Here is a 25,697-nt window from a genome sequence, read left to right as displayed (position 1 = left end):
GCCATTATGAACTTCCTTGCCCATGCCTGGCTCGCCCGCGGTGGAGGCGACGATTTTCTGTATGGCAATCTGATCGCCGATGGCGTGAAGGGGAGCGACCTGGAGGCCTGGTCCACCGACGTGGCGCACGGCATCCGTCACCACCGTCGGGTCGATGCCTTCGTGGATCGCCACGCGGTGACCCGAGATATTCTGGCGTGCTCGCCACGCTCTGGCAGACGCTATATGGGCATCGCCCTGGATCTGGTCTGGGACCACTTTGTGGCCCTGGACCTCGAAGAGGCGCAGGATGAGGAGTCGTCGGTCGTCTCACGCAGTTATCGGTTGCTGAGCCGCCGCTCGGCACCCTCACGGCTGGCACCGATGGTGCCCGTGCTGGTGGAGCAGGATTGGCTGCGTCGCTATGCCGACTTTAGCTTCACCTGCCGAGCCATCCGTGGCATTGGTCAGCGCCTCTCGGGACCCAACCGGCTCGCGGAACTGGTGCCGTGGCTGGAAGCCGAATATCCCAGACTGGGGGAAGAGTTTCAGCGCCTCTGGTCCGATGTGCGCGAAGCGCTGGAAGTCGCTCCTTATGATACTAACCGCTCATGAGCCACAGGCAGTTGATCGGCTCTCCGGGGGAGATCGAGGTCTCCGCGGGAATGACCGCCAAAGCGTCGGCCTCGATGCAGGAGGAGAGGACGGCCGAGTTCTGGTCGGTAAAGGCCTCGGCATGCACGCCCTGGTCATCGAAGCGCAGCTTCACACGCATGTAATGCGCGCGAGGCCCGGTCCGGGTCGCAAATCCACTGCGCGCCGGTATTTCGGGTAGCGTGGTAAGGGCCGGGCAGCCCAGCATGCGGCCTATCAGGGGCCTCAGGAACAGCCAGGTCCCGACGAAGCTTGAGACCGGGTTACCGGGAAGTCCCACGAAGCGCGCCTCACCATCGCCGTTGCCGCGGCCGATTCTGCCCAGGGCCAGCGGTTTCCCTGGACGGATCGCCAGACGCCACAGGTCCAGCTCCCCCAACGCTTCCACCGCCGCCTTGACGTGATCCTCCTCGCCGACGCTGACACCTCCAGTAGTCACCACGATGTCGGCGTGGCTGGCGGCCTCGGCGAGCATGCGGCGGGTAGCGGAAGGGTCGTCGGGAATCGATGTCATCGAGACGACCGTTGCCCCGAAGCGTTCCAGCAGGCGGCGCAGCATGGGGCGATTGGAGTTATAGAGTTGTCCCGGCCCCAGAGGAGTGCCGGGGTCGACGATCTCATCCCCGGTGGAGAGCAGCGCGACGCGTGGACGCCGGCGTACCTCCACCTCGGTGATGCCCTGGCCGGCAAGATGCCCCAGGGCGGCGGCCTCCAGGCGACGGCCGGCCTCCAGCAGAACCGAGCCGCAGGCAACGTCTCGGCCCCGTCGACGGATGTTGTCACCCTGCGGGATATCGCCGGGAAGGGTGGCGACGCCATCCGCTACCTCGACACGCTCCTGCATCACGACGCAGTCGGCTCCCGGCGGAATCTCTCCGCCGGTGAAGATCCGCGCGCAGCTGCCGGGCGACAGTGGCTGCACCGTAGTCCCGGCGGCGATCCGCTGGCGAATGGGCAGTGCCTGGCCGGCATCGCCATGGTGCAGCGCATAGCCATCCATGGCGCTGTTGTCGAAGGAGGGCACATCGAGTCGCGCCATGACGTCATTGGCCAGCACGCGGCCGGCGGCCTCCTCGCACGCCACGCGCTGGGTCTCGAGCACCCCGACATCCTTGAGCAGCGCGTCAAGAGCCGCCGTCACCGGTTTGAGTGGGCTATCCATGCTGACCCCGCTCGGGAATCACCAGGTTGGCAAAATTGCACGGCTTGTGACGGCTATCGAGCTGCTCGGCCAGGATGCCGTCCCAGGCGGTCCGGCAGGCGCCGGTGGAGCCGGGCAGGCAGAAGATGACGGTCGCATTGGCGAGCCCGGCCAGGCAGCGGCTCTGTACGGTGGAGCTGCCGATTTCCTGCCAACTCAGATGGCGGAATAGTTCACCAAATCCCTCGATGCGTTTATCGAACAGCACCGAGACCGCCTCCGGTGTGGAGTCGCGTCCGGTAAAGCCTGTTCCTCCGGTGGTCAGCACGACCTGAATGTCGGGGTCGGCGATCCAGGCCGCCACGACGGCGCGAATCTGATAGATATCATCGCGGACAATACGCTTGTCGGCCAGTCGGTGCCCGGTGCGCTCCAGGCGTTCGACCAGTACCTGCCCGCTGCGGTCGGTCTCTTCGGTGCGGGTATCGGACACCGTCAATACGGCGACAGAGAGGGGAATCATCGGCTCAGCCATTCTGGGATGACTCCTCGCGGCCCTGTTTTCGCGCCTGCTGGGCCTGGAAGGCGGCCTGCTGCTCCGACGTGGCATCCAGCTGATACTTCTCCTTCCATTCGCCATAGGGCATACCGTAGACATACTCGCGCGCCGTCTCGTAGTCGAGTTCGGCGCCGCGTTCCTCGGCGGCGCCCACCAGCCACTTCGACAGGCAGTTGCGGCAGAAGTCGGCAAGGATCATCAGATCGATATTCTGTACCTCCTTGTGCTCATCGAGGTGACGCAGAAGGTGGCGAAATGCCGCGGCTTCGAGCTCGGTACGGGTTGTCTCGTCGAGATGGTGCATAAGACGCTCTCCTCTGTGCGGTTTTCGTCCAGCATAACAAAAAGACACCGCCCTCGGGCGGTGTCGATGGTTGAGTGACGAGCGGTTCAAGGGGAGCTCTGGGCGGGTCCCTGGGCGGTGTCATTCTTGCCACGCGAGGCAATCTGTTCCTCCGGGACCGTCTCTCCCTTCACCTCTTCGTACCAGAGGTTGTGGTGCTCCTTGGCCCAGGTCTCGTCGACATAGCCGGTGGTCATTCCCTCCAGGGAGCCCTCGGTGCCAATGGTGCCGATATAGATATGGCCAAAGGCCACGGCGGTCAGGCCCAGGGCACCCACTGCATGGATCAGGTTGGCCCACTGCATGGTGTCCCGTGCCTGTCCATAGTTGGGGAAGTCGAGCACCAGGCCGCTGATGATCACCACAATGCCGGCGGTGGCCAGCAGCCAGTACCAGACCTTCTCGCCGGCATTGGCGAAACCGGCATCGGGATGCTCATTGCCGATCATGCCACCGCCCTTGCGGAACCACTCGAGGTCATGCTTCTTCGGCAGGTTGTGCACGAACAGCTTGGCCAGCAGCACAATCAACAGGATGCCGAAGAGGGGCCCCAGATAGTTGTGCAGTAGCTTGGAGCCCGACACCATGGTGCCCCAGATACCGGCCCCGAACAGTGGATAGAAGACATGCTTGCCGTAGAGCAGCGTGACGCCGGTCAGTGCCAGCACGATAAACAGTGTCGCGACACTCCAGTGCAGCGTCCGCTCGAGTGCACTCCAGCGAAGCAACTTGTTGCCCGTGCGTGGCTCTTCCAGCCGTTTGCGACCGGCGACCAGGTAGAAGATGACGATCATCACCAGCATGCCGCCCATGACGATCAGGCCATAGGGTGATACCCAGCGATTACGCCACTGGCGCCAGCTCTCGCCGCTGGCATTGACCAGGTTGTAGGTGGAGTCGAAGCGGCTGTCGCGGTAGTAGGCATCGACCTCACCGCTGCGTACCTGCCGCCAGGTGTCGGCATCCAGGGCGGGCACGGCAGTTGCCGCCTCCGCCTGTGGGTCCGATTGAGCCTCGGCGACCTGGGTCAGCGCGAGACCAACCACCAGCAACAGCGCCAGGAAAGGCAGTCGCCATAGCGACCGCCAATGGATGGTGTGACTCATGACATCACCTCCTCAGCCCTGGCGTGCGGCGTCGTAAGCGAGAGAGTCAGCCATGGAAACATCAGGCTGGCCCGCCCTGGTCTGCTGCCTTTCGCGACGCTGGTTACCGGACCAGCCCCCATCGGGGTGGCCGCGCCGCACGACCCGCTGGCGGAAGATATCCGCCACTTCCTGGGCATCACCGGCCAGCAGGGCCTTGGTGGAGCACATTTCGGCACACAGCGGCAACTTGCCCTCCTCGATACGGTTGGCGCCGTACTTCTGGAACTCCTCTTCCTTGGTTTCCGCCGGGCCGCCGGCACAGAAGGTGCACTTGTCCATCTTGCCGCGCTCGCCAAAGGCGTTCTGCTGGGGGAACTGCGGGGCGCCGAAGGGGCAGGCATAGAGGCAGTAACCGCAACCGATGCAGAGGTCCTTGTCGTGGAGCACGATGCCATCATCGGTCTTGTAGAAGCAGTCCGTGGGGCAGACCGCCATGCAGGGGGCATCGTCACAGTGCATGCAGGCGACCGAGATGGAGACCTCCTCGGGCTGTCCGTCGTTGAGTGTCACGACACGACGGCGCTGGATCCCCCAATCGGTTTCGTTGGCGTTCTTGCAGGCGGTGACGCAACCGTTGCACTCGATGCAGCGCTCGGCGTCACACATAAACTTCATCTGGGCCATGATAATCTCCTTGGCGCGGAGTGGAACCTGGCCACTCCGCGTTTCATGTCAGGCGTCAGGCGCGCTCGATACGGCACAGGGTGCACTTGGTTTCTTGCATCTGGGTCACCGAGTCGTAACCGTAGGTCGTGGCGGTGTTGGCCGCCTCGCCCTGAACGTAGGGGGCCGACCCCTCCGGATAGCGGTCATGCAGATTCTCGCCCTGAAACTTGCCACCGAAGTGGAAGGGCATGAACACGACCTCACGCGCCACGCGCGGAGTGACCAGCGCCTTGACCTTGACGCGCCCCCCCTCGGCGCCTTCTACCCAGACATCCTCGCCCTCGGCGATGCCAAGGTCGTTCGCCAGTGCCGGGTTGATCTCGACGAACATCTCCTGCTGCAGCTCGGCCAGCCACGACATGGAGCGCGTCTCTTCGCCACCGCCCTCGTACTCCACCAGGCGGCCGGAGGTCAGGATGATCGGATATCTGTCGGTGACATCCTTCTCCTGAATGCTGCGATAGAGAGTCGGCAGGCGATAGTGGGAGTCGACGTCATCCCAGGTTGGATAGTCCTTCACCAGATCGCGGCGGCTGGTGTAGAGCGGCTCGCGGTGCTTGGGAATGGGGTCCGGGAAGGTCCAGACATTGCAGCGCGCCTTGGCGTTGCCGAACGGGGCGCACTCGTGGGCGATGGCCACGCGCTGGATGCCGCCGGAGAGGTCGGTCTTCCAGTTCTTGCCCTCGGCTTCGGCCTTCTCCTCCTCCGTCAGGTCGTCCCACCAGCCAAGATCCTTGAGCATCTGGGCGGTGAACTCCGGATAGCCATCCTCCAGCTCGGATCCCCGGCTGTATGAGCCGTCGGAGAGGATGTTCTCACCATCACGCTCGATGCCGAAGCGGGCGCGGAAGGTCAGGCCACCCTCGGAGACCTTCTTGCTGGTGTCATAGAGGATCGGTGTACCGGGGTGACCCATCTCCGCCGTTCCCCAGCACGGCCATGGCAGGCCGTAGTAGTCGCCATCGGCGGGGCCACCCTCGGCCTTGAGGTCACTGAAGCTGAAGGTGTGCCAGTTCTTCTGATGCTGCTTGAGGCGCTCGGGGCTCTGGCCGGTATAGCCCACCGTCCACATGCCGGCATTGAACTCGCGAGTGATGTCCTCGATAAGTGGCTCGGTGCCATTCACCGTGATGTTCTTGAAGAGCTCCTCGGCGAAGCCCAGCTTGCGCGAGAGCAGGTACATGATCTCGTGGTCAGGCTTGGCTTCGAACAGCGGGTCGATGACCTTGTCGCGCCACTGCAGCGAGCGGTTGGTCGCGGTGACACTCCCGGTGGTCTCGAACTGAGTGGCCGCCGGCAGCAGGTAGACACCGTCCTGCCGCCCATGCATGACGCCAGCCACCGTGGGGTAGGGGTCGACGATGACCATCATCTCCAGCTGCTGCATGGCCTTCTGCATCTCGGGGCCGCGGGTCTGGGAGTTGACCGCATGCCCCCAGTAGAACATCGCCTTGAGCTGGGTTCGCTGGGAGATATTCTCGTCATCTTCCAGTACGCCATCGATCCAGCGCGATACCGTGATGCCGTTGGTGTGCATGGGCTTGCCATCGGCATACTCGGTCTGGTCGAAGCGGCTCTTCAGCCACTCGTAGTCGAGATCCCAGACTCGGGCCCAGTGCTTCCAGGCCCCCTCGGAAAGGCCATAGTAGCCGGGTAGCGAGTGGGACATCAGCCCCAGATCCGTGGCGCCCTGGACGTTGTCGTGGCCGCGGAAGATGTTGGCGCCCCCGCCAGACTTGCCGACGTTGCCGAGTGCCAGCTCCAGAATGCAGTAGGCGCGGGTGTTGTTGTTGCCGGTGGTGTGCTGGGTTCCCCCCATGCACCAGACGATGCAGCCGGGACGGTTTTCGGCGAGTCGCCGGGCGGTGTCATGCATCTGCGCCTCGGGCACGCCGGTGATGCGCTCCACCTCGTCGGGAGGGAAGTTGGCGACTTCGGCGCGCACCTCGTCCATGGCATAGACGCGCTGCTCGATATATTGGCGGTCTTCCCAGCCGTTGGCGAAGATGTGCCACAGCAGGCCCCAGATAAAGGCGACGTCGGAGCCGGGACGAATGCGCACGAACTTGTTGGCCTTGGCGGCAGTCCGCGTGAAGCGAGGATCGGCAACGATGATCTCGCAGTTGCTCTTCTCCTTGGCCAGCAGGATGTGCTGCATGGCGACCGGGTGCGCTTCGCTGGGGTTGGAGCCGATAAACAGAATCGACTTGCTGTTCTGAATATCGTTGAGCGAGTTGGTCATCGCTCCATAGCCCCAGGTGTTGGCTACGCCGGCCACCGTGGTGGAGTGACAGATGCGCGCCTGGTGGTCGGTATTGTTGGTACCGGCCAGGGCGGCGAACTTGCGCATCAGATAGGCCTGTTCGTTATTGAACTTGGCCGAACCCAGCCAGTAGATACTGTCGGGACCATGCTGGTCGGTGAGTTCCAGCACCTTGCTGCCGATCTCCTCGATGGCATCATCCCAGCTCAGGCGCTGCCATTCGCCGCCTACCAGCTTCATGGGGTACTTGAGGCGGCGGGTGGAGTGACCGTGCTGGCGGAGAGAGGCTCCCTTGGCACAGTGAGCACCACGGTTGATGGGGTGGTCGAAGGCCGGCTCCTGCTTGGTCCAGACGCCCTCCTGTACCTCGGCATAGACACCACAGCCCACGGAACAGTGGGAGCAGACGGTACGCCGGGTTTCCACCGGGGCGTTGGAGACCGCGGTCTTCTCGGCGGCCTCGGCACGCCGCATCATCGGAGTTCCCATGAAGCCGGCGGCAGCGAGGCCACCGGTGGTCGCACCGCTTCGCTTGAGGAACTGGCGACGAGACATTCCCAGGCCCTGAGGCTGCTGGGACGGTGCCTTACGAGTCAGACGCATGACATTTCTCTCCTTGCTGGCAGCCGTCAATCACGCAGGGTGGCGTAGAAGGCGCGGATATGGGGCGTTTCGCGATAGTGGGTGTCGGCCTTTTGAGGAGCGGCCTTCTGCTCGGCGTCTGCCTGAACCAGGGTCACATGTCCCACTGCAGCAGCAGTCCCCGCCGCGACGGTACCCACACCGAGTGTCTTCAGGAAGCGCCTACGTTCGGGGTTGCTTGTCGCACGCATGGTCTTCTCCTCTCTCATGCTCAATTTTTCTTCTCGCCATCTCTGTCATGGCCAACGGCTGACATCGGGGAGGTAATGTCAGGGTTCGATGATTCTGACCGGGGAGCGCTCTGCCTCTGCCGCCAGCTGGCTGTGCTCCTCGGCGATGAAGGTTTTGCCCAGCTCTCCAGTTCGAGCATAGAAGAGCGTATCGACCCGGGCCAGGTCGTCGAGGCAACGCTCCGCCCACGGAGCAAGGTGGGACATGAAGAACCCTCCCGCCTCCGGTGATTGCTCCTCGACCAGCATGGCCATCACCTCGAGCATGGCGGCCAGATGATCCTCGGGGTCATGGCTGTTGTCACTCCGCGTGAAGCCGAGCCGTCGCAGGTCCGCGCGTAGTGCGACCAGCGCCTGCTCCATCAGCTCGCCGTGGCGATACCATGAGGCATAGGGGGTGACCTCTCCCTGAATCACCCCCACCAGGTGACGGAAGTGGGCGCGTTCCAGCTCTTCCGGGCTGGCGGCAGCCGCCGCCCGCGCCAGGGCTATCAGGGCCGAGACGACGGGGTCCTGGTGCGTCGCGATGCCGTCATCGGATTGGTGGTCGGCCAGCCAGGCAAGCAGAGGCGCGTCGGCGGGTTCGCGTATCAGGCGTGCCAGGAGACGGTAGAGGTCGGCGCGCAGTGCGTCCTGCTCCATCGCTGCCTCATCCTCCCTGGCCGGCACTGACGATTCGATATCCCGAGTCATGGCGTCATACCTTGAGTTGTGATTCCGGGTCGCGGGCCATGGACTGCCACACATCCTTTACGCGGCAGTCCTCGCACATCTCGAGACGCGCGGCCGCATCACCGGCAAAGTAGGGGTGATCGGCCAGTTTCGCCTTGATGTTAGCGATGGTGGCGGCGGTCGCGAAGGGCTTGTCACAGCGAATGCAGCAGAAGGGCGCTTCCTCGTGACGCACCTGGCGCTCGGTGCGACTGGGGTCGGCCAGGAAACCAGGCAGCAGATGAATGGCATCCTCGGGACAGGCCTCGACGCACAGGCCACACTGCACGCAGTCGGCCTCGCGATAGCTGAGCATCGGCGTCTGATCGCCGGTAGCCAGGGCCGGGGTGGGACAGTTGCTGACGCAGGCAAAGCAGAGCGTGCAGGCGTCACGATTCACCTCCAGGCCGCCATACGCCGACCCCGGTGGCATGGGGTGACGTTGACCGCTGCTCTCACCCAGAGCCATCAGCCGCGCCAACACTGCTTCGAAGCGCTCGCGCTTGCCATCCCCCGAGAGCACAAGAGGCTCCTCGCCGAGGGGCAGTCGCTGCGGCAGGGCGTCACGGGCGGCACTGTCACCGCGCTGAATACGACGAACCCGACCCGGGTCATGGCCCAGGGCCTCCAGCATCACCTGGGCTTGGGCGATCTGGTCATCGATAAAGGCGCTCAGCGTGGCCGGCAGGTCGGCATGTACCTGGATTCTCACCTCGGCGGCACCCGCGGCCAGGGCGGTGAGCCACTGGTCGTGCCCGGCATTGCCCAATTCCTCCAGCGGTACATCGAGCAGGTGGCCCGCCGGGGTATCTGCCTCACCCTCCAGGTCTGCAGCCTCGACAAAGCGCATCACCGGCGCCTTGCCGCCGGCCTGGCGATAGGCCTCCAGCCAGCTGATGAGTGCCTCCTGCTGGCGAGCGGGTTCGGGCAGGCGGAACTGGATGGCGCCGGTCGGGCAGGCGCTGGAGCAGCTGCCAACGCCCTGGCAGAGGTAGGGGTCGATCTCGATGCGCGACTCGATGCGGCCCTTGTGACTGGAGATGGCATCGGCGGGGCAGACCTCAAGGCAACGCGTGCACCCGACATTGCCGGAGGCGGAGTGGGCACAGAGGTCGGCGTTGATCTGAAAGTAGCGTGGCTTGTCAAACTCTCCAACCAGCTCGGCAAACTCGCTCAGCTCGACGTCACATGCCGAATCCTGGGGGGAGAGGTGCCGATAGCCGGGAGGGAGGAGCTCGAGCTCCAGCACGGGGGAGCGTCCCAGGTCGAGAATCAGGTCGGCGTGGCGACGGCCGAGCAACGCCAGTGCCAGATCCAGAGGGGCGTCCGGGCCATGCAGGCCGATGCTGAACTGCCCGAGATAGCCCTCGATATGCAGCTGGCCACGCTGGGTGGGCGTAAGCGTTCGGGAGGGCAGCTGGCGGGTGCTCTCCAGCAGCGTCTCGAGTTGATCCTCGTCGAGCCTGGCATCATCGGCACTCGGCTCGGTGATCAGCAGTGCCATGGCGGCAAGGCCACTGCGCTGCAGGCGTGCCGCCGCCTGACGCACGCTAACCTCGTCGCCGAGGAGCAGGGCATGCCCGGCACTTTCATAGGTGACGCTGGCCGGTGTCAGGTTGACCGGCCAGGAAACACGCTGTCTCGCCGTCTCGCGGGCGCTGCGGTTGGCCGCATCGTCCACGGTTATGGCGTCAATGGATGGTGTCATGCAGCCTCACGGTCGTAGTGTCGCGCTTGTTTTTATTTTAGGAAATATAAAAATATCACATTTAGATAAGCTTATTATCGCCGTCTGTCGCCTCTTCGTCTAATGGACTCTGCGCTGACTCCTCATGGCGCGACAAGCCCTCGACGTCGTCGTCTCGCTGAGCGGCGCATGGCGGCTCGGCAGGGCGTGACGCTTGGGTATTACAATCGATATCATCGTCCGCGTGCTGCGCTTCCTGCGGGGTCTCCTCGAGGGCCTCTTCACTGGGACGAGTCCAGCGGCGCAACTGCTCGGCCATGTCCCGGGCCAACGGCTTGAGCACTTCATGATAGTTCTCGTCATAGTCGTCGAGGCCGTCGCGTATCCCGTAATTGCCGGCCGACCAGAGACGGCGCAGCGCTCGTCGGCGAAGCTGACGGCTGACCCCCTGCTGCAGGTAGGCAGAGAAGTCGGCCTCGGCCGGGAGGGTGTCGGGGTCCGGCAGTGTGTGATCGAGGCTGCCGGGTGCAAGCGGCTCGGCCTCCCGCGTCCCCCCCTCCTGGTGGTCACTCGTCTGGTTGTCACTGGAAGTCGCGTGAGTGGCGTGAGTGTCTGGCTCGTCTAAGGGCGCACCATCGGGCAGTGGCGCTGCCATCTGCGACTCTTCACCCAGCTTGCGTCGCGACCAGCGCTCGAAACGGCTCATGGCGTGATCTCCCGGGCGCGTCCCGCACCCTTGCGTTTCTTCTTGCGTCCTTCCGGCGGCGCCTCGCCGTGGCGGGCCAGGTAGGCTTCGATCCAGGCCTGAATCGCCAGGGGCATCGCCACCTCCAGCACTTCCTGCTCACCGTCCATCCAGCTGCCGGCGACGTCCTGGCTGGCGGTGATCGCCGACGGGACGGGAGGCTCGCCGGCATCGCCGCCACGCACGAAGAGTCGCGGCGTCTCGGAGGTGAGATTGAAACGGTAGGCGGCTCGCTCGGTCATGGTGAGCTGAAGCGTCAGTGTCCAGGGTCCGTCGTCACCCAAGGTCAGCTCACGGATAAAGTGGCGCCGTGAGACAAAGCCCTTGATGCGGGTTGTCTGCTCATCCAGCGTGAGACTTACGGCGCGGTGATTTGAGAAGGCTGTCATGGGGAAAGAATTCTCGAGCGTGGGTGGCTGTCTACATTGAAGACTTTCTGTATCGGGAATGCCATCATGGCCTGCCTACAGTTATAGTTTGCCGGGAGCTCGTAACGGATGCCACCGATCAGCCTTAGCCGCGCCCGCCTGCCCGCCACCCTGGAGATCGAGGTGCTCGATGAGTATGGCGATCACCGTCGCCAGGCGATTGCCGCCGAGCGTCCGCTGACCCTCTATCTCAACAAGCGAGAGATCGTCACCCTGATGACCCTGGGGGCGGATCCCGAGGCGCTGGTGGCGGGCTATCTGCGCAATCAGGGGCTGATAGAGCGTCGCGAGGATCTGGTGGCGGTGCATGTCGACTGGGAGGTAGAGGCCGCGGCGGTGGTCACGCGCCACCTTCCCGAGGATCTCGATGAGCGGCTCGGGCATCGCACCGTGACCACCGGGTGTGGCCAGGGCACGGTCTTCGGCAGGCTGCTGGATGCCGTGCCTCAGCAGCCTCTTTCCGTCGAACCGGTTCGCCAGTCGGTCCTCTATGCACTACTCGAGAATCTGGGCGCCTATAACGAGACCTACCGCAGCGCCGGAGCGGTGCATGGCTGTGCCCTCTGCCGTCAGTCCGAGGTGCTCGACTTCGTGGAGGATGTGGGGCGCCACAATGCGGTGGATACCTTGGCGGGACGTCAGTGGCTGGAAGAGGGGACTGTCGAAGCGTCGGATATCTTCTATACCACCGGCCGCCTGACCTCGGAGATGGTGATCAAGGTGGCCCAGATGGGCATCGGGGTGCTGGTCTCACGCTCCGGGGTGACCCAGAAGGGCGTGGAGCTGGCGGAGCGGTTCGGCGTCATGCTGATCGCCCGCGCCAAGGGGCGCCACTTCCAGGCGATCCATGCTGACCGGCGCCTCGAACTCGATGCCATCCCCGCCAGGCGCCCGGGGGACAAGCGACGCGAGAAGGCTTGATCAGGCGGCCTCACCGCGGGTACAGACCGATAGGACAACGGCATCCTGTTCGCTGGTAGAGACCAGAGCATGGCCCATGGCACTGTCGAAGTAGATGCTGTCGCCGCACTCCAGGCGTAGCGGTTCGTAGAACTCCGAGTAGAGCAGGATCTCGCCCTCCAGCACCATCAGAAACTCCTCGCCGTCATGTCGCACCCACTCGCTGAAGTCCTCGAAGGCGCGTGCCCGCACAATGGTCTTGAAGGGGATCATGCGCTTCTGTGCCAGCTCGCAGCTCAGCAGTTCATGTTCATAGGTGGGTGTCGGGTGCAGGTCACCCTGACCACGTCGTGTCAGGTCGCGGCGCCCCATGGTGCGAGTCTGCTGGCGTGGCGGGGAGAGAAGCTGGGGCAGGTCGATGTCCAGCCCACCGATCAGCTTCTGAACGGCGGTGAAGGTCGGTGAGATCTGGTCATTCTCGATCTTCGACAGCGTGGAGCGGGCAAGCCCCGTACGCTGACTGACATCCTCCAGCGTCCACTGGTTGGAGAGACGTATCTCGCGGAGACGCTCGCCGAGGCGCAGCGGTTCCACGAAGGGCTTGCGCCCGGAGGCGATGCGCAGGGCGGCATCCTGGTCGGTGGTGTCTGGCATGTTCTTTTGTTCACTATAGGAAACAGATTTTCCTCAGCTTACCACACCGCCACCGGGTGTCGGCTATCTGCGGTTACCCTCAGGTGCCCTCACCATCACCAGCCTCATCACCGAAAGGCAGTCCGAGCAGTGCCTTGACGTGGGCATCGACGCTGCGTCCCAGTGACGCCAGGTGATAGCCCCCTTCGAGTACCGACACCAGGCGGCCGTCGGCATAGAGCTCGGCAATTTCCAATGCCATCCGTGTGACCCAGTGAAAGTCGTCATCCTCCAGGCAGAGCTCGGCCATATCATCCTCGCGATGGGCGTCGAAGCCTGAGGAGAGCAGCACCAGGTCGGGCTTGAAACGATGCAGCGCGGGCAGCCAGTCATCCTCGATGGCCTGGCGAAAGCCTGCACTGTCGGTGCCGGCGGAGAGCGGCGTGTTGATCACGTTCTGCCACTCGCTACGCAGGTAGCGCCAGGGATAGAAGGGAAACTGGAAGCTGGTGCAGACCAGCACCTCGGGATCATCCTTGAAGATATCGATGGTGCCGTTGCACTGGTGGACATCGAAATCGAGGATGGCGATGCGCCGTGCACCGTATTTTTCTCGGGCGTAGGCGGCACCTACCGCAATATTGTTGTAGAAACAGAAGCCCATGGCGTCGGTGGCTTCGGCATGGTGGCCTGGCGGGCGCACCGCACAGAATACGTTGTCGGACTGGCGGCGAAATACCTGATCGACACCGCGGATCACCGCACCGGCGGCGACGCGTGCCGCCCTGAGGCTGTCGGGATTCATCATGGTGTCACTGTCAAGGGTGACGATACCCGCTTCCGGTACGCACTTGTCCAGGGCGCGAAGATGGCGCAGGGGGTGGACCAGAGCGAGCTCCTCCTCGGTCGCCGGGTGCGCCTCTGTCTGCATGGTCTGCTGCAGGGTTCCCGTCAGGGAGAGGCGGGCACGAATTGCCTCGAGCCTCAGAGGGCTTTCCGGGTGCTCTGGCCCCATATGGTGAAGCTGGCAGTCGGGATGCGTGATATATCCGGTAATCATGAGGCTCTCCATGCAGGCTTGGATCACTTTACTTGTCTCCAGCCCTTGCCAGACAGTGTCAATAGGTCGTACACAGTAGGCAGCTACCTCAAGCGCCATGCGCCAACTGCCGGGAGATCTTCGTGAGTACCCGTTTCCTTCGCCACTTCTTCGAACCCGGTACCATCGCCGTGATAGGTGCCTCGGAAAAGCCGGAATCCCTGGGCGGGATCGTCATCCGCAATCTCATCGAGGGGGAGTATCCCGGCGCCATCTGGGCGGTGAACCCCAAGGGCTACAGCAGCGTACATGGTCAACCGGGCTTCTCCCGGGTGTCTCAGCTTCCCGAGGTGCCCGACCTGGCGGTGATCTGTTCCCCGATCGAAACGGTACCGGGGCGCATCGCCAGGCTGGGCAGCTTCGGTTGTCGTGCCGCCCTGGTGCTCTCCGGCGGTTCACACCTCGATGAGGAGCGCGATGGCAAGGCCTCGATTCGCAGTCGCATGCTGGATGCCGCCCGGGCTTCGGGTATCCGTGTGCTGGGCCCCGAATGCATGGGCCTGATCGTTCCCGGCCGCCGGCTCAATGCCTCCTACGCCAGCCAGACCATCAAGCGGGGCAAGGTCGCTTACCTGGGGCAGTCGGGTATGCTGGGCACGGCGATGATCGACTGGGCGGCGGGGCGGGGGGTAGGCTTTTCTCACCTGATCACCCTGGGGGACAGCGTCGATGTGCTGCTTCCCGACCTGCTCGATTACATCAACCAGTATTCGCCCAGCCAGGCCATCCTGCTGCATCTCGAGAAGGTGATGGATGCCCAGCACTTCATGACGGCGCTGCGCGATGCGTCGCGCAATCGCCTGGTGCTGGCCATCAAGAGTGGGCGCACCCGCCAGTCCGACCTTACGGAGCTGCCGCCGACCCCGGGAATCGCCAACCGCGACCAGATCTTCGATGCCGCCTTCTCGCGTGCCGGTGTGGTAAGGGTCCATGACTCCGACGAGCTGTTCGACGCCCTGATGACCCTGTCACGGATGAAGCCTCTGCGCGGAGATCGCCTGGCCATCGTCTCGAACGGTCTGGGGCCGGCGATGCTGGCCATCGACAAGCTGATCACTGCCGGTGGCAAGCTGGCAGACTTCACCGAGGAGACGCGTCGAACCCTGCGCAGCGGTGGCCTGGATATCAGCAAGCCCGGAGAGAACCCCGTCGACCTGGGGGGCAACGCCACCCCGGAGATGATGGTGGATGCCCTGGAAGTGGTGGCGGGGGACCCCAACGTCGATGCGGTGCTGGTGGTACATGCCCCCACTCGACTGGCGCCTTCCAAGATCACCGCCCAGGCGCTGGTGGCCAATCGCAAACGCTTTCGACGTAACCTCTTGACCAGCTTCATGGGGCTGGAGGAGGCCTTTTCCGCCCGGCACGAGTGTAATCTGGCGGGCATTCCGACCTATGTCTCTCCCGAGCAGGCGATCAAGGCCTTCATGCACATGGTGGACTATCAGCGTGTGCAGTCACTGCTGCAGGAGACGCCACCCAGCCTGCCATTTTCCACGAACCGTGAGATTCGGGTGCGGTGCCGCAAGCTGATCGACTCGGTCAAGGCCGAAGGGCGCGAGACCCTGACCCATTCCGAGGCCGCTCGGGTGCTCGAGGCCTACGGCATTGCGGTGGCGCCAAGCCGTTATGTCACGACGGCCGAAGAGGGCGCCCTGGCAGCACAAGCCTTCGGTGGCAGCTTGGCGTTGAAGGTGGTTCACGAGGGCAACTGTCGGCCATTCCGGTACCGCAAGCACCCACACCGCCTCTCGGCGGGGCTGCTTCAGGACCTGAAGACGCCGCAGCAGGTCGCAGAGGGCATCGAGCTGCTGCGAGAAAAGGTCGCCGAGAACTATCCCGCCTTCGAGGTCCGCGAGTACTGCCTGCAGCCGATGCAACGGGGCAAGCACTCCATGCAGGTGTGTGCGGGAATTACCCGCGACCCGGTATTTGGTCCCGTGGTGGTATTCGGGATCGGCGGTTACAAGGTCAACATCCTGGCCGACCGCCAGGTCGCCCTGCCGCCGCTCAATATGCGGCTGGCCGAGGATCTGGTGGAGCACACCCATGTCGCACGTCTGATCCACGAGCACTCGAGCGACCCCGAGCGTGATATCGATCAGCTATGCCAGCTACTGGTCAAGTTGTCGCAGATGGCCACCGACCTTCTCGAGCTGCGGGGGCTGGAGATCAATCCGCTGCTGCTCAATCGAGATGGCGTGGTCGCGGTAGACTTCGCCATGGACCTGGGGCGTCCGGCACGCTTCGCGATCATGCCCTATCCCGAGGAGCTGAGAGAGTGGACCACGCTGAACAATGGTTGGGAGGTTGAGGTCCGCCCGATCCGGGCAGAGGATGCCCCGCTGATTACCAGCTTCCATGACAAGCTCTCGGAAGAGAGCATTCGATTCCGTTACTTCCACAACAAGGCCGACCTGACCCAGCGCGACCTGTCGATGCTCTCGCATATCAACTACGACCGACAGATGGCCTTTATTGCCGAGCACCTGCTGGAAGATGGTCGCAAGGAGATGCTGGGCGTGGTCAGGGTATGGAACGACCCCGACAACATTCGTACCGAGTTTTCCGTCATCATCCGCGATGATCTACAGGGCTTGGGGATCGGCAGCCTGCTGATGAACAAGATGATCAACTACTGCAGGAGTGTTGGCACGTTGGAGATGATCGGCAAGATCATGGTCGACAACCACCCCATGCGGGCGCTGATGAAGCACCTGGGCTTCAAGCAGCGCTACAACATGGAGGAGCAGGTAGTGGATGCCGTGCTGCGCCTCAACGAGCCCGAAAGCGAATGGCAACGCCACCGCCTGGAGAGCCCGCTGGACTGACCACCAGGGAATGCACCCAGGCCATCCGGGACACTCCCCGGTGTTGGGGGCTGTCCCGGTAGGTGCTGACTCGAGAGGGTCTGTCTCGAAAGGTCTGTCTTGAAAGGGGCTAGGGCGCCAGCCGGAAGTGGTGCCAGCCATCCTCACGCTGCTCATAACGGATGCGATCATGCAGACGGCTGGGCTGACCCTGCCAGAACTCGATCATTTCGGGAATGACGCGGTAGCCGCCCCAGTGGACCGGGCGATGAATCTCCTGCCCCTCGTAGGCCTGCTCGAACCGGCTCTTGCGCTCCTCGATCCAGCTACGGTCGGGAATCACCACGCTCTGGGTCGCGATCCAGGCACCCAGCTGGCTGGCCCGCGGGCGGCTGGCGAAGTACTCATCGGACTCCTGTTCGCTGACCTGCTCGACGCTCCCTTCGATACGCACCTGGCGAGACAGCGATGGCCACCAGAAGGTCAGGGCGGCCCGCGGCACATTGGTCAGCTCGCTGCCCTTGTGGCTGTGGTAGTTGGTGTAGAACACGAAGCCGTTGTCATCGAGCCCCTTGAGCAGCACTACGCGTGCATGGGGGCGTCCCTGGCTGTCCACCGTGGCCAGCGTCATGGCATTGCCATCGAGGCCTTCACTCTCCAGCGCCAGGGTCAACCACTCCTCGAAGAGTGGCATGGGGTCATCGGTCGCCTGTGACTCGTCGAGCTGCCCCCCTTCATAGTCGCGGCGGATGTCGGAAATGTTGCGTGTCATCGTGGTTATCTCTCCTGGAAGCTGATGTGCATGGTCGCCGCTTCGCTGGCGTAGCTCAACCGTTGATTTTGATCGTAGTCAGGATTCCTGGCACTTGGTATGGGCAAAGAGAGTGGCGCTCCTATACCACCCAGCCAAGCTGCACCATCGCCATATAGCCCCCGGTGCCACCGATGATCGACAGCAGCGCGTTGCGCCGCCACAGATGCAGCAGGGCGACGATCAGCGAGGCGATGATCATCGGCCAACCGTTGGCGCCGGCATTGAGGTGGCCGTCGAGCAGGGGACGGAAGTCCCGCAAGGCATAGATCACCAGGATCATCATCACCGTGGGTGGCAGGTAGCGTCCAAGGTGCAGGATAAGGGGATGGTCAGCATGTCGCGCGAGAGCCACGAATGGGGTGACCCGGGTGGCGAAGGTCGCCAACGCACAGACGATGATAAATATCAGCAAGGCTGAGGTGCTCATGTGCGAGTCTCCCGGTGGCGGTCGAGTGAGTAGTGAAACAGCAGGATCAGGCTGGCCGCGCCGATAGCGCTCAACAGCAGATGGCGATCAGGCACCAGCCATATCCCGACGAGCCCGGTCAGCAGGGCGATGGCAAAGGGTAGCCAGCGACGCAGCCGGCGTGCCTGCTCGAGGGTGAGCACGATAAACAGCGCCGTCAGGGCAAACTCGATCCCCTGACTGTTGAAGGTCAACGTGGTGCCTGCCAGGACCCCGAGAATGGAGCCGAGCACCCACCAGATCTGATTGAGCAGACTGATGCGAAAGGCCAGGAGATGGTCATTGCCGTGTACGTTAGGCAGGGTGGTGATCAACGAATAGGTCTCGTCGGTCAGGGCAAAGATCATGTAGGGCTTGCGCCAGCCCGCACCCTGAAAGCGCTTGAGCAGCGATAGCCCATAGAAGAGGTGGCGGGAGTTGAGCATCAACGTGGCCACTGCCAGCTCCACCAGCCCGGCACCGGCGGCGAGGAGTGCCACGGCGAGAAACTGACCTGCGCCGGCATAGATGATCAGTGACATCAGTACCGCCGCCCACCAGGGTACGCCGACCTCCACGGCCAGGATGCCATAGGCGGCGCCCAGTGGCAGGTAGCCGAACATGACCGGCAGTGTGAGCTTCCCGGCTTCCTTCCAGGCGTGGGCTGGCGACACGGTGATAAACTCCCTTGCTGCTGATGGATGAGGGTAAGTGATGCCAGCTATATTAAGGTAGATCCACCGGCTTGGCAGCTTTTGACAAGAAATTCGACTTATATTGGCAAGGAGGCGAGATGACGCGACTGATGGTCTGGGATATTCCCGTACGGCTCTTCCATTGGTCTCTGGTGGCCCTGGTGGGACTATCCTTCTACACCATGAAGACGGAAGGGGCGCCCTTCGTCTTTCCCATCGAGATTCATGCTCGGGCGGGCTATCTGCTGGTGGGGCTTCTGCTGTTTCGTTGGCTCTGGGGCCTGTTGGGCAGTCCCCATGCGCGATTTACAAGCTTTCTATACCCGCCGGGCCGCATGATCGACTATGGTCGTCGGCTGCTGCGTGGCACGGCACCTCGCTATGCCGGTCACAACCCGCTGGGGGGCGCCATGGTGCTGTTCATGCTGGTATCGCTGACATTTCAGGCGGCAAGTGGTCTATTTCTGACCGACGACATCTTCTTCGATGCACCACTCCACGGCTGGGCAAGCAACGAGATCGTCAAGATCCTCGCCTCGCTTCACTCCCTGAATGCCGACCTGCTGGTGGTGTTGATCGCCGCGCATCTAATAGCGCTGCTGTTCCATTGTCTCAAGGGTGAGCGGCTGGTGAGCGCCATGATCACCGGCCGCAAGGCGCTCGATGATTGCCCGGAGGATGAGCCGGTGGGGGGACCAAAGCCCAGGGTCGCGTCTCTCTCCCTGGTGCTGGTGGTGCTCGCGCTCTCTTCCTTGCCCGTCATCTGGCTCTGGAACGCGTGATCGGCGGTGTTCTGTAAAAGCCACGGGGCGGTCATCGGGCCGCCCCGTGGTTTACGATCTACATTCGTTATTTCAAACGGCAGGGGGGCTCACTCGGCGCGGTAGTCGTCGTGGCAGCCCTTGCAGCTCTTGCCGACGGCACCGACCTGGGCGCGCAGGGCGCTGAACGCTTCACCATCCTTCACCATCTGGGCCAGGGTGGCAGCTTCCTGCTCGAAGGTCTGCTGACGCTCCTCAAAGCCTGCCCAGTCGTCGCCAATCTTGGCCAGAGCGCCGGTCTCGACACCGTGGCCGTCACCCCGCAGCGTGCCTTCCATGAAGCCTTCCCAGGGCAGGTGGGCAACGGCGGCCAGGTTGTTCGCACGCGTGGCAAACGCCTCCTCGTCATACTCCATATCGCCCTTGGCCATGGCACCCATGGGACCCATCTGCCAACCCATCACGCTGAGGGCGGATTGGCGATAGCGGATGGCGTCTTCGGGCTCGGTGGCCTGAGCGATGGTCGGCAGCGCCAGGGCAGCCGAGAGGCCAAGGGCGATCAGCGGGCGAAACGTTACGGTCATCACGAGCTCCTTTCGATCTTTTCGATTCGTTTTCTAATGCTGGCTGGGTGTCAGTCGACTGGCTCGACTGGCACCACCCTCACAAGGCTAGCATGGAAGAGAGTCAGCTGCCGGGGCTGGTGGCACGCAGCTGACGGCTGCGAAAGCGCGCATAGCCGGTGCACCCGGTGAACAGCGCCAGGGAGACGAGCGCCTCCAGTGAGCCGCGTACCCCCTGGCCTGGAAGCGTGGCGACCATGACTCCCTGGGCAAAGTAGAGCAGGCTGACGAAGGCCAGCCAGGCATGACCACGGGGGCGCCTGCCGATCAAGGATGGCAGGAAGAGTATCAGGGGGAGCACGAAGGCAACGATAGGCACCAGCGGACCGCTGTCGCCATCGATCTGCAGGCCGCGGTAGACCATCAGTGCCACCAGCAGGGTGTAGCTGCCCAGCACCAGCCGGCGCATCCTGGCGGTCAATACATCGAGGCCCTTGGCATTTTCCAGGCGTTCCAATGCGGCCCTCATGAGCGCTTCTCCTGCAGAGGGGCCAATGCCAGGGCGAGGCGTGCCAGCCGGCGCCCCTGGGCCTGGGCCAGGGCACGCTCATGATCATCGAGGGGCTGGTCACTGCGTTTGCCGGCGAGGTGGCTGGCTCCATAGGGTGTTCCGCCGCGGGTCGTCTCCATCAGTTCGGTCTCGCTATAGGGCAGTCCAGCATAGACCATGCCGTGGTGAAGCAGGGGCACCAGCATCGTCAGCAAGGTCGTTTCCTGGCCCCCGTGCAGGCTCGAGGTCGAGGTGAAGGCGGTCGCCGGCTTGTCGATCAGGGCGCCGCCTAGCCATAGCTCGCTGGTGCCATCGAGGAAGTGCTTGAGGGGGGCCGCCATATTGCCGAAGCGTGTGGGGCTGCCGATGGCCAGGCCAGCACAGTGGCGCAGGTCGTCCAGAGAGGCGTAGACCGCCCCTTCGGCGGGAATCTCGGGATCCACCGCCTCACAGGTGGGGGATACCGGTGGCACGGTGCGCAGTCGCGCCTCGATGCCGCGCAGGGACTCCACGCCGGCGGCGAGGCGCTCGGCCATGGCCCGGGTGGCACCATGGCGGGAGTAGTAGAGAATCAGCACATAGGGCAGGGAGGCGCTCATCGGGACTCCTGAGGCTCGGGGAAAGGGGGGAAGTATCAATCGAGCAGGGCGAGAATGTCCTCGGGTGGGCGCCCGATGATGGCACGCTTACCATCGTCGGCAATCGGTCGTTCCATAAGCCGCGGATGCGCCATGATTGCCTGAACCACCTGCTCCGGGTCACGGGCGTCGGCGGCCAGCTTCTGCCACTCGCTCTCCTTGGTGCGCACCAGGCGCTCGACACCGCCCTCCAGGCGCTCGATCAACGCGCGCAGCTCGGCGTCACTCAGCGGCTCGTCAAGATAGCGGCGAATCGCTACCGGGGCACCCTTTTCTTCAAGCAGGGCGAGAGCCTGACGTGATTTCGAGCAGCGAGGATTATGCATCAGGGTAATCTTGGTCATGGACTCTCCGCGGACGTGGTGGCCAATTGCCGGCGACTCGCGGCATTGTAGCAAGTGCCGCGCTGTGTCTCACGGGGAGGACGTCCGTGCCTCATCCGGCAGGCGTCGATAGACCCAGGCCTCGCTGCCGTCGGCGAGCGTGTGGCGCACCCGCTCGTAGCGAATGCCCAGGCGCTCATAGCGGTCGAGCCGGGCAAGCGCCTCGGCATCGACGGTCAACACCTCACCCGGTACCCATTCACCGGGGGCCGGCTCCAGATCGAGTCCGGTTCGGCGCCAGCCTTCGAGGCGGGCAGGGCGGGTCTCGACCTCATCACCGATCACGATCCAGCGCACCACGGGCACGCGCAGGGTGCCATAGACATACACCGCATGGGGCCCCTCGGCAATGGGGTCGAGGTGTTCGGGGCGTTCATAGAGAAAGGGGCTGAGCAGGGTCAGCCATAACCAGCCTCCCACCATGAGTGGGAGGCCGAGGAGGGTCGTGGTCAGTAGAGGGCGAGGGCGCATGGGCAGATACGATACCCATGGTGACAGGTGACAGACAATTGGGATCAGGCAAAGGCAGCCAGAGGGAGTTCGTCGCGGACTGACTCAAGAGCCTGACTGCGCAGTCGAAACAGCGGTTCGGGCTGATCCACTCCGGGCTGATAGGCGCGGCTGAAGACATGCAGATTGCGCAGGGCATCTTCCAGCCACTGGTCTTCACGCAGTGAGAAACCATCGAATCCGCAACGGCGCATGTAGAAGAGCTGGTCGACCAGCACATCTCCGATGGCGCGTATCTCGCCACGATAGCCATGGCGTTCGCGCAGCAGGCGAGCCAGGCTGTAGCCCCGCCCGTCGGTGAACTTGGGGAAGTCGATGGCCACCAGGGGGGCCTCGGCGAGGCGGGCGGTCAGGGGCTGGTCGAGCTCGGTATCGGCTGCCAGCCAGGGGGCACGCAGGTTGCTACGCTCCTCCTCGAGCCACTGGGTCAGGGGCACGATGCAGGGCGTATCGGTCGTCGCCTGGCCCTCGCGGACCAGCTGCCAGCCATCGCTGGCCGGCTGGTCTCGGAAGAGATAGGGGCGCCGGGTGGCAGGCAGGGGGGCGGTGTGGGGGGCATGATCAGGCATAGACACGCTCCTTGAAGGGTTTGAGTCCGATACGACGGTAGGTGTCGAGGAAGGTCTCGTCATCGTTGCGCTCACCGACATAGACCTTGAGCAGGGTGTCGATGACATCGGGTACCGCGTCGCGGCTGAAGGAGGGGCCTAGGATCTTGCCCAGCGATGCCGCATTTCCCTGGGTGCCGCCCAGCGAGATCTGGTACCACTCCTCGCCCTTCTTGTCGACGCCGAGGATGCCGATATGACCGACATGGTGATGACCGCAGGCGTTCATGCACCCGGAGATATTGAGGTCGAGCGGCCCCAGGTCATAGAGAAAATCCAGGTCCTCGAAGCGCTCCTGAATGGCCTGGGCCACCGGGATCGACTTGGCGTTGGCCAGGGCGCAGTAGTCTCCTCCGGGGCAGCAGATCAAGTCCGCCAGTGTGCCCACCGTGGGGTTGGCCATGCCGAGGGTTTCCAGCTCGCGCCATAGCGCTTCCAGGCGATCCATGGGCACGTCGGTAAGCACCAGGTTCTGTTCATGGGTGACGCGTATCTCGCCGAAGCTGTATTCGTCGGCGAGGTCTGCCACCTGATGCATCTGCTTCCAGGTGACGTCGCCAGGGGAGTGCTCGCGGCGTTTCAGGGAGAGGGTTACCGCCTTGTAACCGGAGATCTTGTGGGCGTGAACATTGTTGGTCATGAAGCGGCCGAAGGCGCGCTCCCTGCTGCGTAAGGCCTCTACCTCGTCAATGGCCTTCGCCGAGACGGGGCGGCGCTCGGGATCCTCGAAATGCGAGGCCATCCGCTCGAGGCTCTCCCGGGTGAGGGTCTGGGGACCATCCTTCAGGTGCGCCCACTCCTCGTCGACACGCCGTCGGAACTCCTCGACGCCGAGTGCCTTGACCAGAATCTTGATGCGCGCCTTGAACTTGTTGTCACGGCGACCAAACAGGTTATAGACCCGGACCAGTGCCTCGAGATAGGTCAGCAAGTGTTGCCAGGGGAGATCGTCACGGACCACCTCGCCGATCATCGGCGTGCGGCCCAGGCCACCGCCGGCCAGCACCCTGACTCGCACCTCACCCTGGGCATCTCGCCACAGCCGCAGGCCGACATCGTGAACCTGAATCGCGGCGCGGTCCTCGCGGGCACCGGTCACGGCGATCTTGAACTTGCGCGGCAGATAGGCGAATTCCGGGTGGAAGGTGGACCACTGGCGAATCAGCTCGCACCAGGGCCTCGGGTCGACCTCCTCATCCTCGGCCACCCCCGCGAACTGATCGGTAGTGGTGTTGCGGATATCATTGCCGCTGGTCTGAATGGCATGCATCTGCACGCTGGCAAGCTCCGCCAGCATGTCCGGCACGCTCTCCAATCTGGGCCAGTTGAGCTGCAGGTTGGTACGGGTGGTGAAGTGGCCATAGCCGCGGTCGTAGTCACGCGCCAGATCGCCCAGCTTGCGCAGCTGATAGGAAGCGAGCATGCCGTAGGGGATGGCGATGCGCAGCATGGGGGCATAGCGCTGGATATACAGGCCGTTCTGCACACGCAGCGGCAGGAACTCCTCTTCGCTCAGGCGCCCGGCCAGGTAACGCTCCATCTGGTCGCGAAACTGGGCCACGCGTTCGTTAACGAGAGTCTGGTCGTGGGAATCGTAGCGGTACATTCAGCCATCCTGCAGCGATGAAAGTGGCAGTGCATGGGCTGTACGATACGCGCACCCTCTTATTGTTTAAAAGAATAAAAAGGCATAGTTTTTATACTTAAAGTAATTAGACCCGCCCTCGAAACGTCCTGGGCGCCCCCTCATACCACGAGTCGCTGCCAGCGTCGGCGCTGCCAGATTCCCGCAAACCACAGGGAGTTCAGGGAACGATAGACGAGCTGTACCCACCAGATGCCGACCAGCCCCTGCTCGAGCCAGACGCCTACCAGCCAGGCCAGCGGAAGGAAAAGCAGCCACTGCAGCGACAGGGTCGTGGTCATCACCGTGCGATTGGCACCGGCCCCGAGCAGTGCCTGGGCAAGAACCAGTGCCGCGGCATCGAGCACGATCATCAGCGCCGTCAGCCGCAGCGGCAGGCGCGCCAGCTCGATCAGGGCTGGATCGTGCAGAAACAGGCCCAGGACGGCGTCGGGCAATAGCACCATGGGCAGCGCGATAAGGGCCAGGCACAGCCAGGCGAGGTACACCACCTCCCAGCCCCAACGGTGGGCATCGGCCAGCTCATCGCGTCCGAGCGCCTGGCCTACCAGGCTCATGGCCGCCATGCCCAGGCCTACGCCGGGCAGGATCATCAGCAGCGAGAGATTGACCAGCACATGCCCCACCGCCACGCTGGCGGTGTTGACCTGCCCCAGAATCCAGAACAGTACCGCGTAGCCGGCCGCAAACCACAGCTGCTGGAAGGAGTGAGGCCCGGCCAGGCGCAGGGTGGTCAGCAGGGTGAGACGGTGCGGTAGTGCCGCCAGCAGGCCACCGGGCCTGGCATGACGTAGGCTGGCAAAGGCCCAGATCACCGCTCCGACGAACAGCGAGAGGGTGGTGCCGGCCCCTGCGCCCGCAGCGCCCATGGCCGGTAGTCCCAGGTATCCGAAGATCAGTCCCAGGCTTGCGACCACGTTGATGGCGTGCATCACCAGAATGATGCGCAGGTAGAGGCCGGTCCGCTGAATGCCGTTCCAGTAGCCGCGAAAGCAGAAGATCATGGCCACGGCGGCAAGCGACAGGACGCGCCAGCGGAAATAGGCCACCGCCTCGGCATTGACCGTGGGATCCTGATTGATCAGCGCCATCAGCGTCGGCGCCTGCCACAGGCAGAGCAGGGTGATCGGCAGTGAGAGCACGGTGGCGATCAGCAGGCCGGCATTGAGCGGCATGGCGAGTCGTGTCCAGGCCTGCTCACCATGGCGTCGTGCGGTCTGGGCCTGCACCCCGGAGGAGAGTCCGAATACCAGGGCGGTGACCATGAACATCACATAGCCGCCGATCCCCACCCCCGCCAGCGGGACTTCGCCTAGCGAGCCGACCATGGCGGCATCGATCAGATTGATCAGGCTCTGGGAGAGCATGCCGGCGATGATCGGCAGTGAGAGGCGCAGGATGGTGCGACGACGTGTGGCGTGAAGCAGCATGGTGATCCGCAATAGAG

Annotated in this window: 28 protein-coding genes; 4 read left to right on the top strand and 24 right to left on the bottom strand. The window is 63.6% G+C overall.

What is annotated here, in order from left to right:
- Positions 1-6 precede the first annotated feature (6 nt).
- Positions 7-594, top strand: coding sequence for an acyl carrier protein phosphodiesterase (locus tag GRB80_RS05170; RefSeq protein ID WP_132041003.1), 588 nt, complete (start codon positions 7-9; stop codon positions 592-594).
- Here GRB80_RS05170 and GRB80_RS05165 read toward each other — a convergent pair.
- From GRB80_RS05165 to GRB80_RS05115, 11 genes are all read right to left on the bottom strand, one after another.
- Positions 581-1,795: a molybdopterin molybdotransferase MoeA gene (locus GRB80_RS05165; RefSeq protein ID WP_161422762.1), complete on the bottom strand. Its 1,215-nt coding sequence runs from the start codon at positions 1,793-1,795 to the stop codon at positions 581-583. The two genes, GRB80_RS05170 and GRB80_RS05165, sit on opposite strands and share 14 nt — an antisense overlap.
- The gene (moaB, locus tag GRB80_RS05160; RefSeq protein WP_161422761.1) at positions 1,788-2,309 is read right to left on the bottom strand and encodes a molybdenum cofactor biosynthesis protein B; all 522 of its coding nucleotides are present in this window, start codon (positions 2,307-2,309) and stop codon (positions 1,788-1,790) included. Before moaB ends, GRB80_RS05165 begins: the two co-directional genes overlap by 8 nt.
- Positions 2,302-2,637, bottom strand: a complete 336-nt coding sequence (locus GRB80_RS05155) for a DUF1244 domain-containing protein (RefSeq protein WP_132041006.1) — start codon at positions 2,635-2,637, stop codon at positions 2,302-2,304. The genes moaB and GRB80_RS05155 overlap by 8 nt, the downstream gene beginning before the upstream one ends.
- Positions 2,638-2,723: 86 nt before the next feature.
- Positions 2,724-3,782 (bottom strand): formate dehydrogenase subunit gamma, encoded by a 1,059-nt coding sequence (locus GRB80_RS05150; RefSeq protein WP_161422760.1) that lies wholly within the window; start codon positions 3,780-3,782, stop codon positions 2,724-2,726.
- A 12-nt stretch (positions 3,783-3,794) separates the two neighbouring features.
- Positions 3,795-4,448, bottom strand: coding sequence for a formate dehydrogenase FDH3 subunit beta (fdh3B, locus tag GRB80_RS05145; protein ID WP_161422759.1), 654 nt, complete (start codon positions 4,446-4,448; stop codon positions 3,795-3,797).
- Positions 4,449-4,503: 55 nt separating this feature from the next.
- Positions 4,504-7,356, bottom strand: coding sequence for a molybdopterin-dependent oxidoreductase (locus GRB80_RS05140; protein ID WP_161422758.1), 2,853 nt, complete (start codon positions 7,354-7,356; stop codon positions 4,504-4,506).
- Between the two features lie 26 nt (positions 7,357-7,382).
- Positions 7,383-7,586, bottom strand: a complete 204-nt coding sequence (locus tag GRB80_RS05135) for a twin-arginine translocation signal domain-containing protein (RefSeq protein WP_161422757.1) — start codon at positions 7,584-7,586, stop codon at positions 7,383-7,385.
- 78 nt (positions 7,587-7,664) lie between these two features.
- Positions 7,665-8,318 carry a TorD/DmsD family molecular chaperone gene (locus GRB80_RS05130; RefSeq protein WP_237561923.1) on the bottom strand — a complete coding sequence of 218 codons (654 nt, stop codon included), beginning with the start codon at positions 8,316-8,318 and terminating at the stop codon, positions 7,665-7,667.
- 4 nt (positions 8,319-8,322) lie between these two features.
- Positions 8,323-10,044, bottom strand: coding sequence for a 4Fe-4S dicluster domain-containing protein (locus GRB80_RS05125; protein WP_161422756.1), 1,722 nt, complete (start codon positions 10,042-10,044; stop codon positions 8,323-8,325).
- 61 nt (positions 10,045-10,105) lie between these two features.
- The gene (locus tag GRB80_RS05120) at positions 10,106-10,729 is read right to left on the bottom strand and encodes a DUF3306 domain-containing protein (protein ID WP_161422755.1); all 624 of its coding nucleotides are present in this window, start codon (positions 10,727-10,729) and stop codon (positions 10,106-10,108) included.
- Positions 10,726-11,157, bottom strand: coding sequence for a DUF3305 domain-containing protein (locus GRB80_RS05115; RefSeq protein ID WP_132041013.1), 432 nt, complete (start codon positions 11,155-11,157; stop codon positions 10,726-10,728). The genes GRB80_RS05120 and GRB80_RS05115 overlap by 4 nt, the downstream gene beginning before the upstream one ends.
- Positions 11,158-11,265: 108 nt before the next feature.
- Here GRB80_RS05115 and GRB80_RS05110 point away from each other — a divergent pair, with 108 nt between their 5' ends.
- Positions 11,266-12,117: a formate dehydrogenase accessory sulfurtransferase FdhD gene (locus tag GRB80_RS05110; RefSeq protein ID WP_132041014.1), complete on the top strand. Its 852-nt coding sequence runs from the start codon at positions 11,266-11,268 to the stop codon at positions 12,115-12,117.
- Here GRB80_RS05110 and GRB80_RS05105 read toward each other — a convergent pair whose 3' ends face one another.
- Positions 12,118-12,750, bottom strand: a complete 633-nt coding sequence (locus tag GRB80_RS05105) for a helix-turn-helix domain-containing protein (protein WP_132041015.1) — start codon at positions 12,748-12,750, stop codon at positions 12,118-12,120.
- Between the two features lie 79 nt (positions 12,751-12,829).
- Positions 12,830-13,789, bottom strand: coding sequence for a histone deacetylase family protein (locus GRB80_RS05100; RefSeq protein WP_161422754.1), 960 nt, complete (start codon positions 13,787-13,789; stop codon positions 12,830-12,832).
- Between the two features lie 122 nt (positions 13,790-13,911).
- Between GRB80_RS05100 and GRB80_RS05095 the strand changes: the two genes are divergently transcribed.
- Positions 13,912-16,659 (top strand): bifunctional acetate--CoA ligase family protein/GNAT family N-acetyltransferase, encoded by a 2,748-nt coding sequence (locus GRB80_RS05095; RefSeq protein ID WP_161422753.1) that lies wholly within the window; start codon positions 13,912-13,914, stop codon positions 16,657-16,659.
- Positions 16,660-16,768: 109 nt separating this feature from the next.
- On the opposite strand, the gene pdxH is transcribed toward GRB80_RS05095, so the two are convergent.
- The 3 genes from pdxH to GRB80_RS05080 all read right to left on the bottom strand — a co-directional run bounded on the left by pdxH (position 16,769) and on the right by GRB80_RS05080 (position 18,571).
- Positions 16,769-17,410, bottom strand: coding sequence for a pyridoxamine 5'-phosphate oxidase (pdxH, locus tag GRB80_RS05090; protein ID WP_161422752.1), 642 nt, complete (start codon positions 17,408-17,410; stop codon positions 16,769-16,771).
- 121 nt (positions 17,411-17,531) lie between these two features.
- Positions 17,532-17,879 carry a branched-chain amino acid transporter permease gene (locus tag GRB80_RS05085; RefSeq protein ID WP_132041019.1) on the bottom strand — a complete coding sequence of 116 codons (348 nt, stop codon included), beginning with the start codon at positions 17,877-17,879 and terminating at the stop codon, positions 17,532-17,534.
- Positions 17,876-18,571, bottom strand: a complete 696-nt coding sequence (locus tag GRB80_RS05080; RefSeq protein ID WP_240721627.1) for an AzlC family ABC transporter permease — start codon at positions 18,569-18,571, stop codon at positions 17,876-17,878. The genes GRB80_RS05085 and GRB80_RS05080 overlap by 4 nt, the downstream gene beginning before the upstream one ends.
- A gap of 119 nt (positions 18,572-18,690) precedes the next feature.
- Between GRB80_RS05080 and GRB80_RS05075 the strand changes: the two genes are divergently transcribed.
- Complete coding sequence (locus tag GRB80_RS05075; RefSeq protein ID WP_132041020.1) at positions 18,691-19,374, top strand: cytochrome b/b6 domain-containing protein; 684 nt, start codon at positions 18,691-18,693, stop codon at positions 19,372-19,374.
- A gap of 89 nt (positions 19,375-19,463) precedes the next feature.
- Here the strand turns inward: GRB80_RS05075 and GRB80_RS05070 are convergent, their stop codons facing one another.
- From GRB80_RS05070 to GRB80_RS05035, 8 genes are all read right to left on the bottom strand, one after another.
- Positions 19,464-19,937, bottom strand: coding sequence for a c-type cytochrome (locus tag GRB80_RS05070; protein WP_161422751.1), 474 nt, complete (start codon positions 19,935-19,937; stop codon positions 19,464-19,466).
- Positions 19,938-20,040: 103 nt separating this feature from the next.
- Positions 20,041-20,445 (bottom strand): DUF2069 domain-containing protein, encoded by a 405-nt coding sequence (locus GRB80_RS05065; protein ID WP_161422750.1) that lies wholly within the window; start codon positions 20,443-20,445, stop codon positions 20,041-20,043.
- Positions 20,442-21,065 carry an NAD(P)H:quinone oxidoreductase gene (gene wrbA / locus GRB80_RS05060; protein WP_132041023.1) on the bottom strand — a complete coding sequence of 208 codons (624 nt, stop codon included), beginning with the start codon at positions 21,063-21,065 and terminating at the stop codon, positions 20,442-20,444. The genes GRB80_RS05065 and wrbA overlap by 4 nt, the downstream gene beginning before the upstream one ends.
- A gap of 35 nt (positions 21,066-21,100) precedes the next feature.
- A complete protein-coding gene (arsC, locus tag GRB80_RS05055; RefSeq protein ID WP_132041024.1) occupies positions 21,101-21,448 on the bottom strand; it encodes an arsenate reductase (glutaredoxin) in 348 nt (115 codons plus the stop codon).
- A gap of 69 nt (positions 21,449-21,517) precedes the next feature.
- Positions 21,518-21,958, bottom strand: coding sequence for a gamma-glutamylcyclotransferase family protein (locus tag GRB80_RS05050; RefSeq protein WP_161422749.1), 441 nt, complete (start codon positions 21,956-21,958; stop codon positions 21,518-21,520).
- A 44-nt stretch (positions 21,959-22,002) separates the two neighbouring features.
- Entirely contained in the window at positions 22,003-22,566 is a 564-nt protein-coding gene (locus GRB80_RS05045) for a DUF934 domain-containing protein (protein WP_161422748.1), read from the bottom strand.
- Entirely contained in the window at positions 22,559-24,211 is a 1,653-nt protein-coding gene (locus GRB80_RS05040) for a nitrite/sulfite reductase (protein WP_132041027.1), read from the bottom strand. The genes GRB80_RS05045 and GRB80_RS05040 overlap by 8 nt, the downstream gene beginning before the upstream one ends.
- A 140-nt stretch (positions 24,212-24,351) precedes the next feature.
- Positions 24,352-25,680: an MATE family efflux transporter gene (locus GRB80_RS05035; protein ID WP_132041028.1), complete on the bottom strand. Its 1,329-nt coding sequence runs from the start codon at positions 25,678-25,680 to the stop codon at positions 24,352-24,354.
- Positions 25,681-25,697 lie beyond the last annotated feature (17 nt).

The sequence above is a fragment of the Halomonas icarae genome (assembly GCF_009901955.1).
GTDB classification, from domain to species: Bacteria; Pseudomonadota; Gammaproteobacteria; order Pseudomonadales; family Halomonadaceae; genus Halomonas; species Halomonas icarae.
This window is presented reverse-complemented; position numbering and strand designations above follow the sequence as displayed.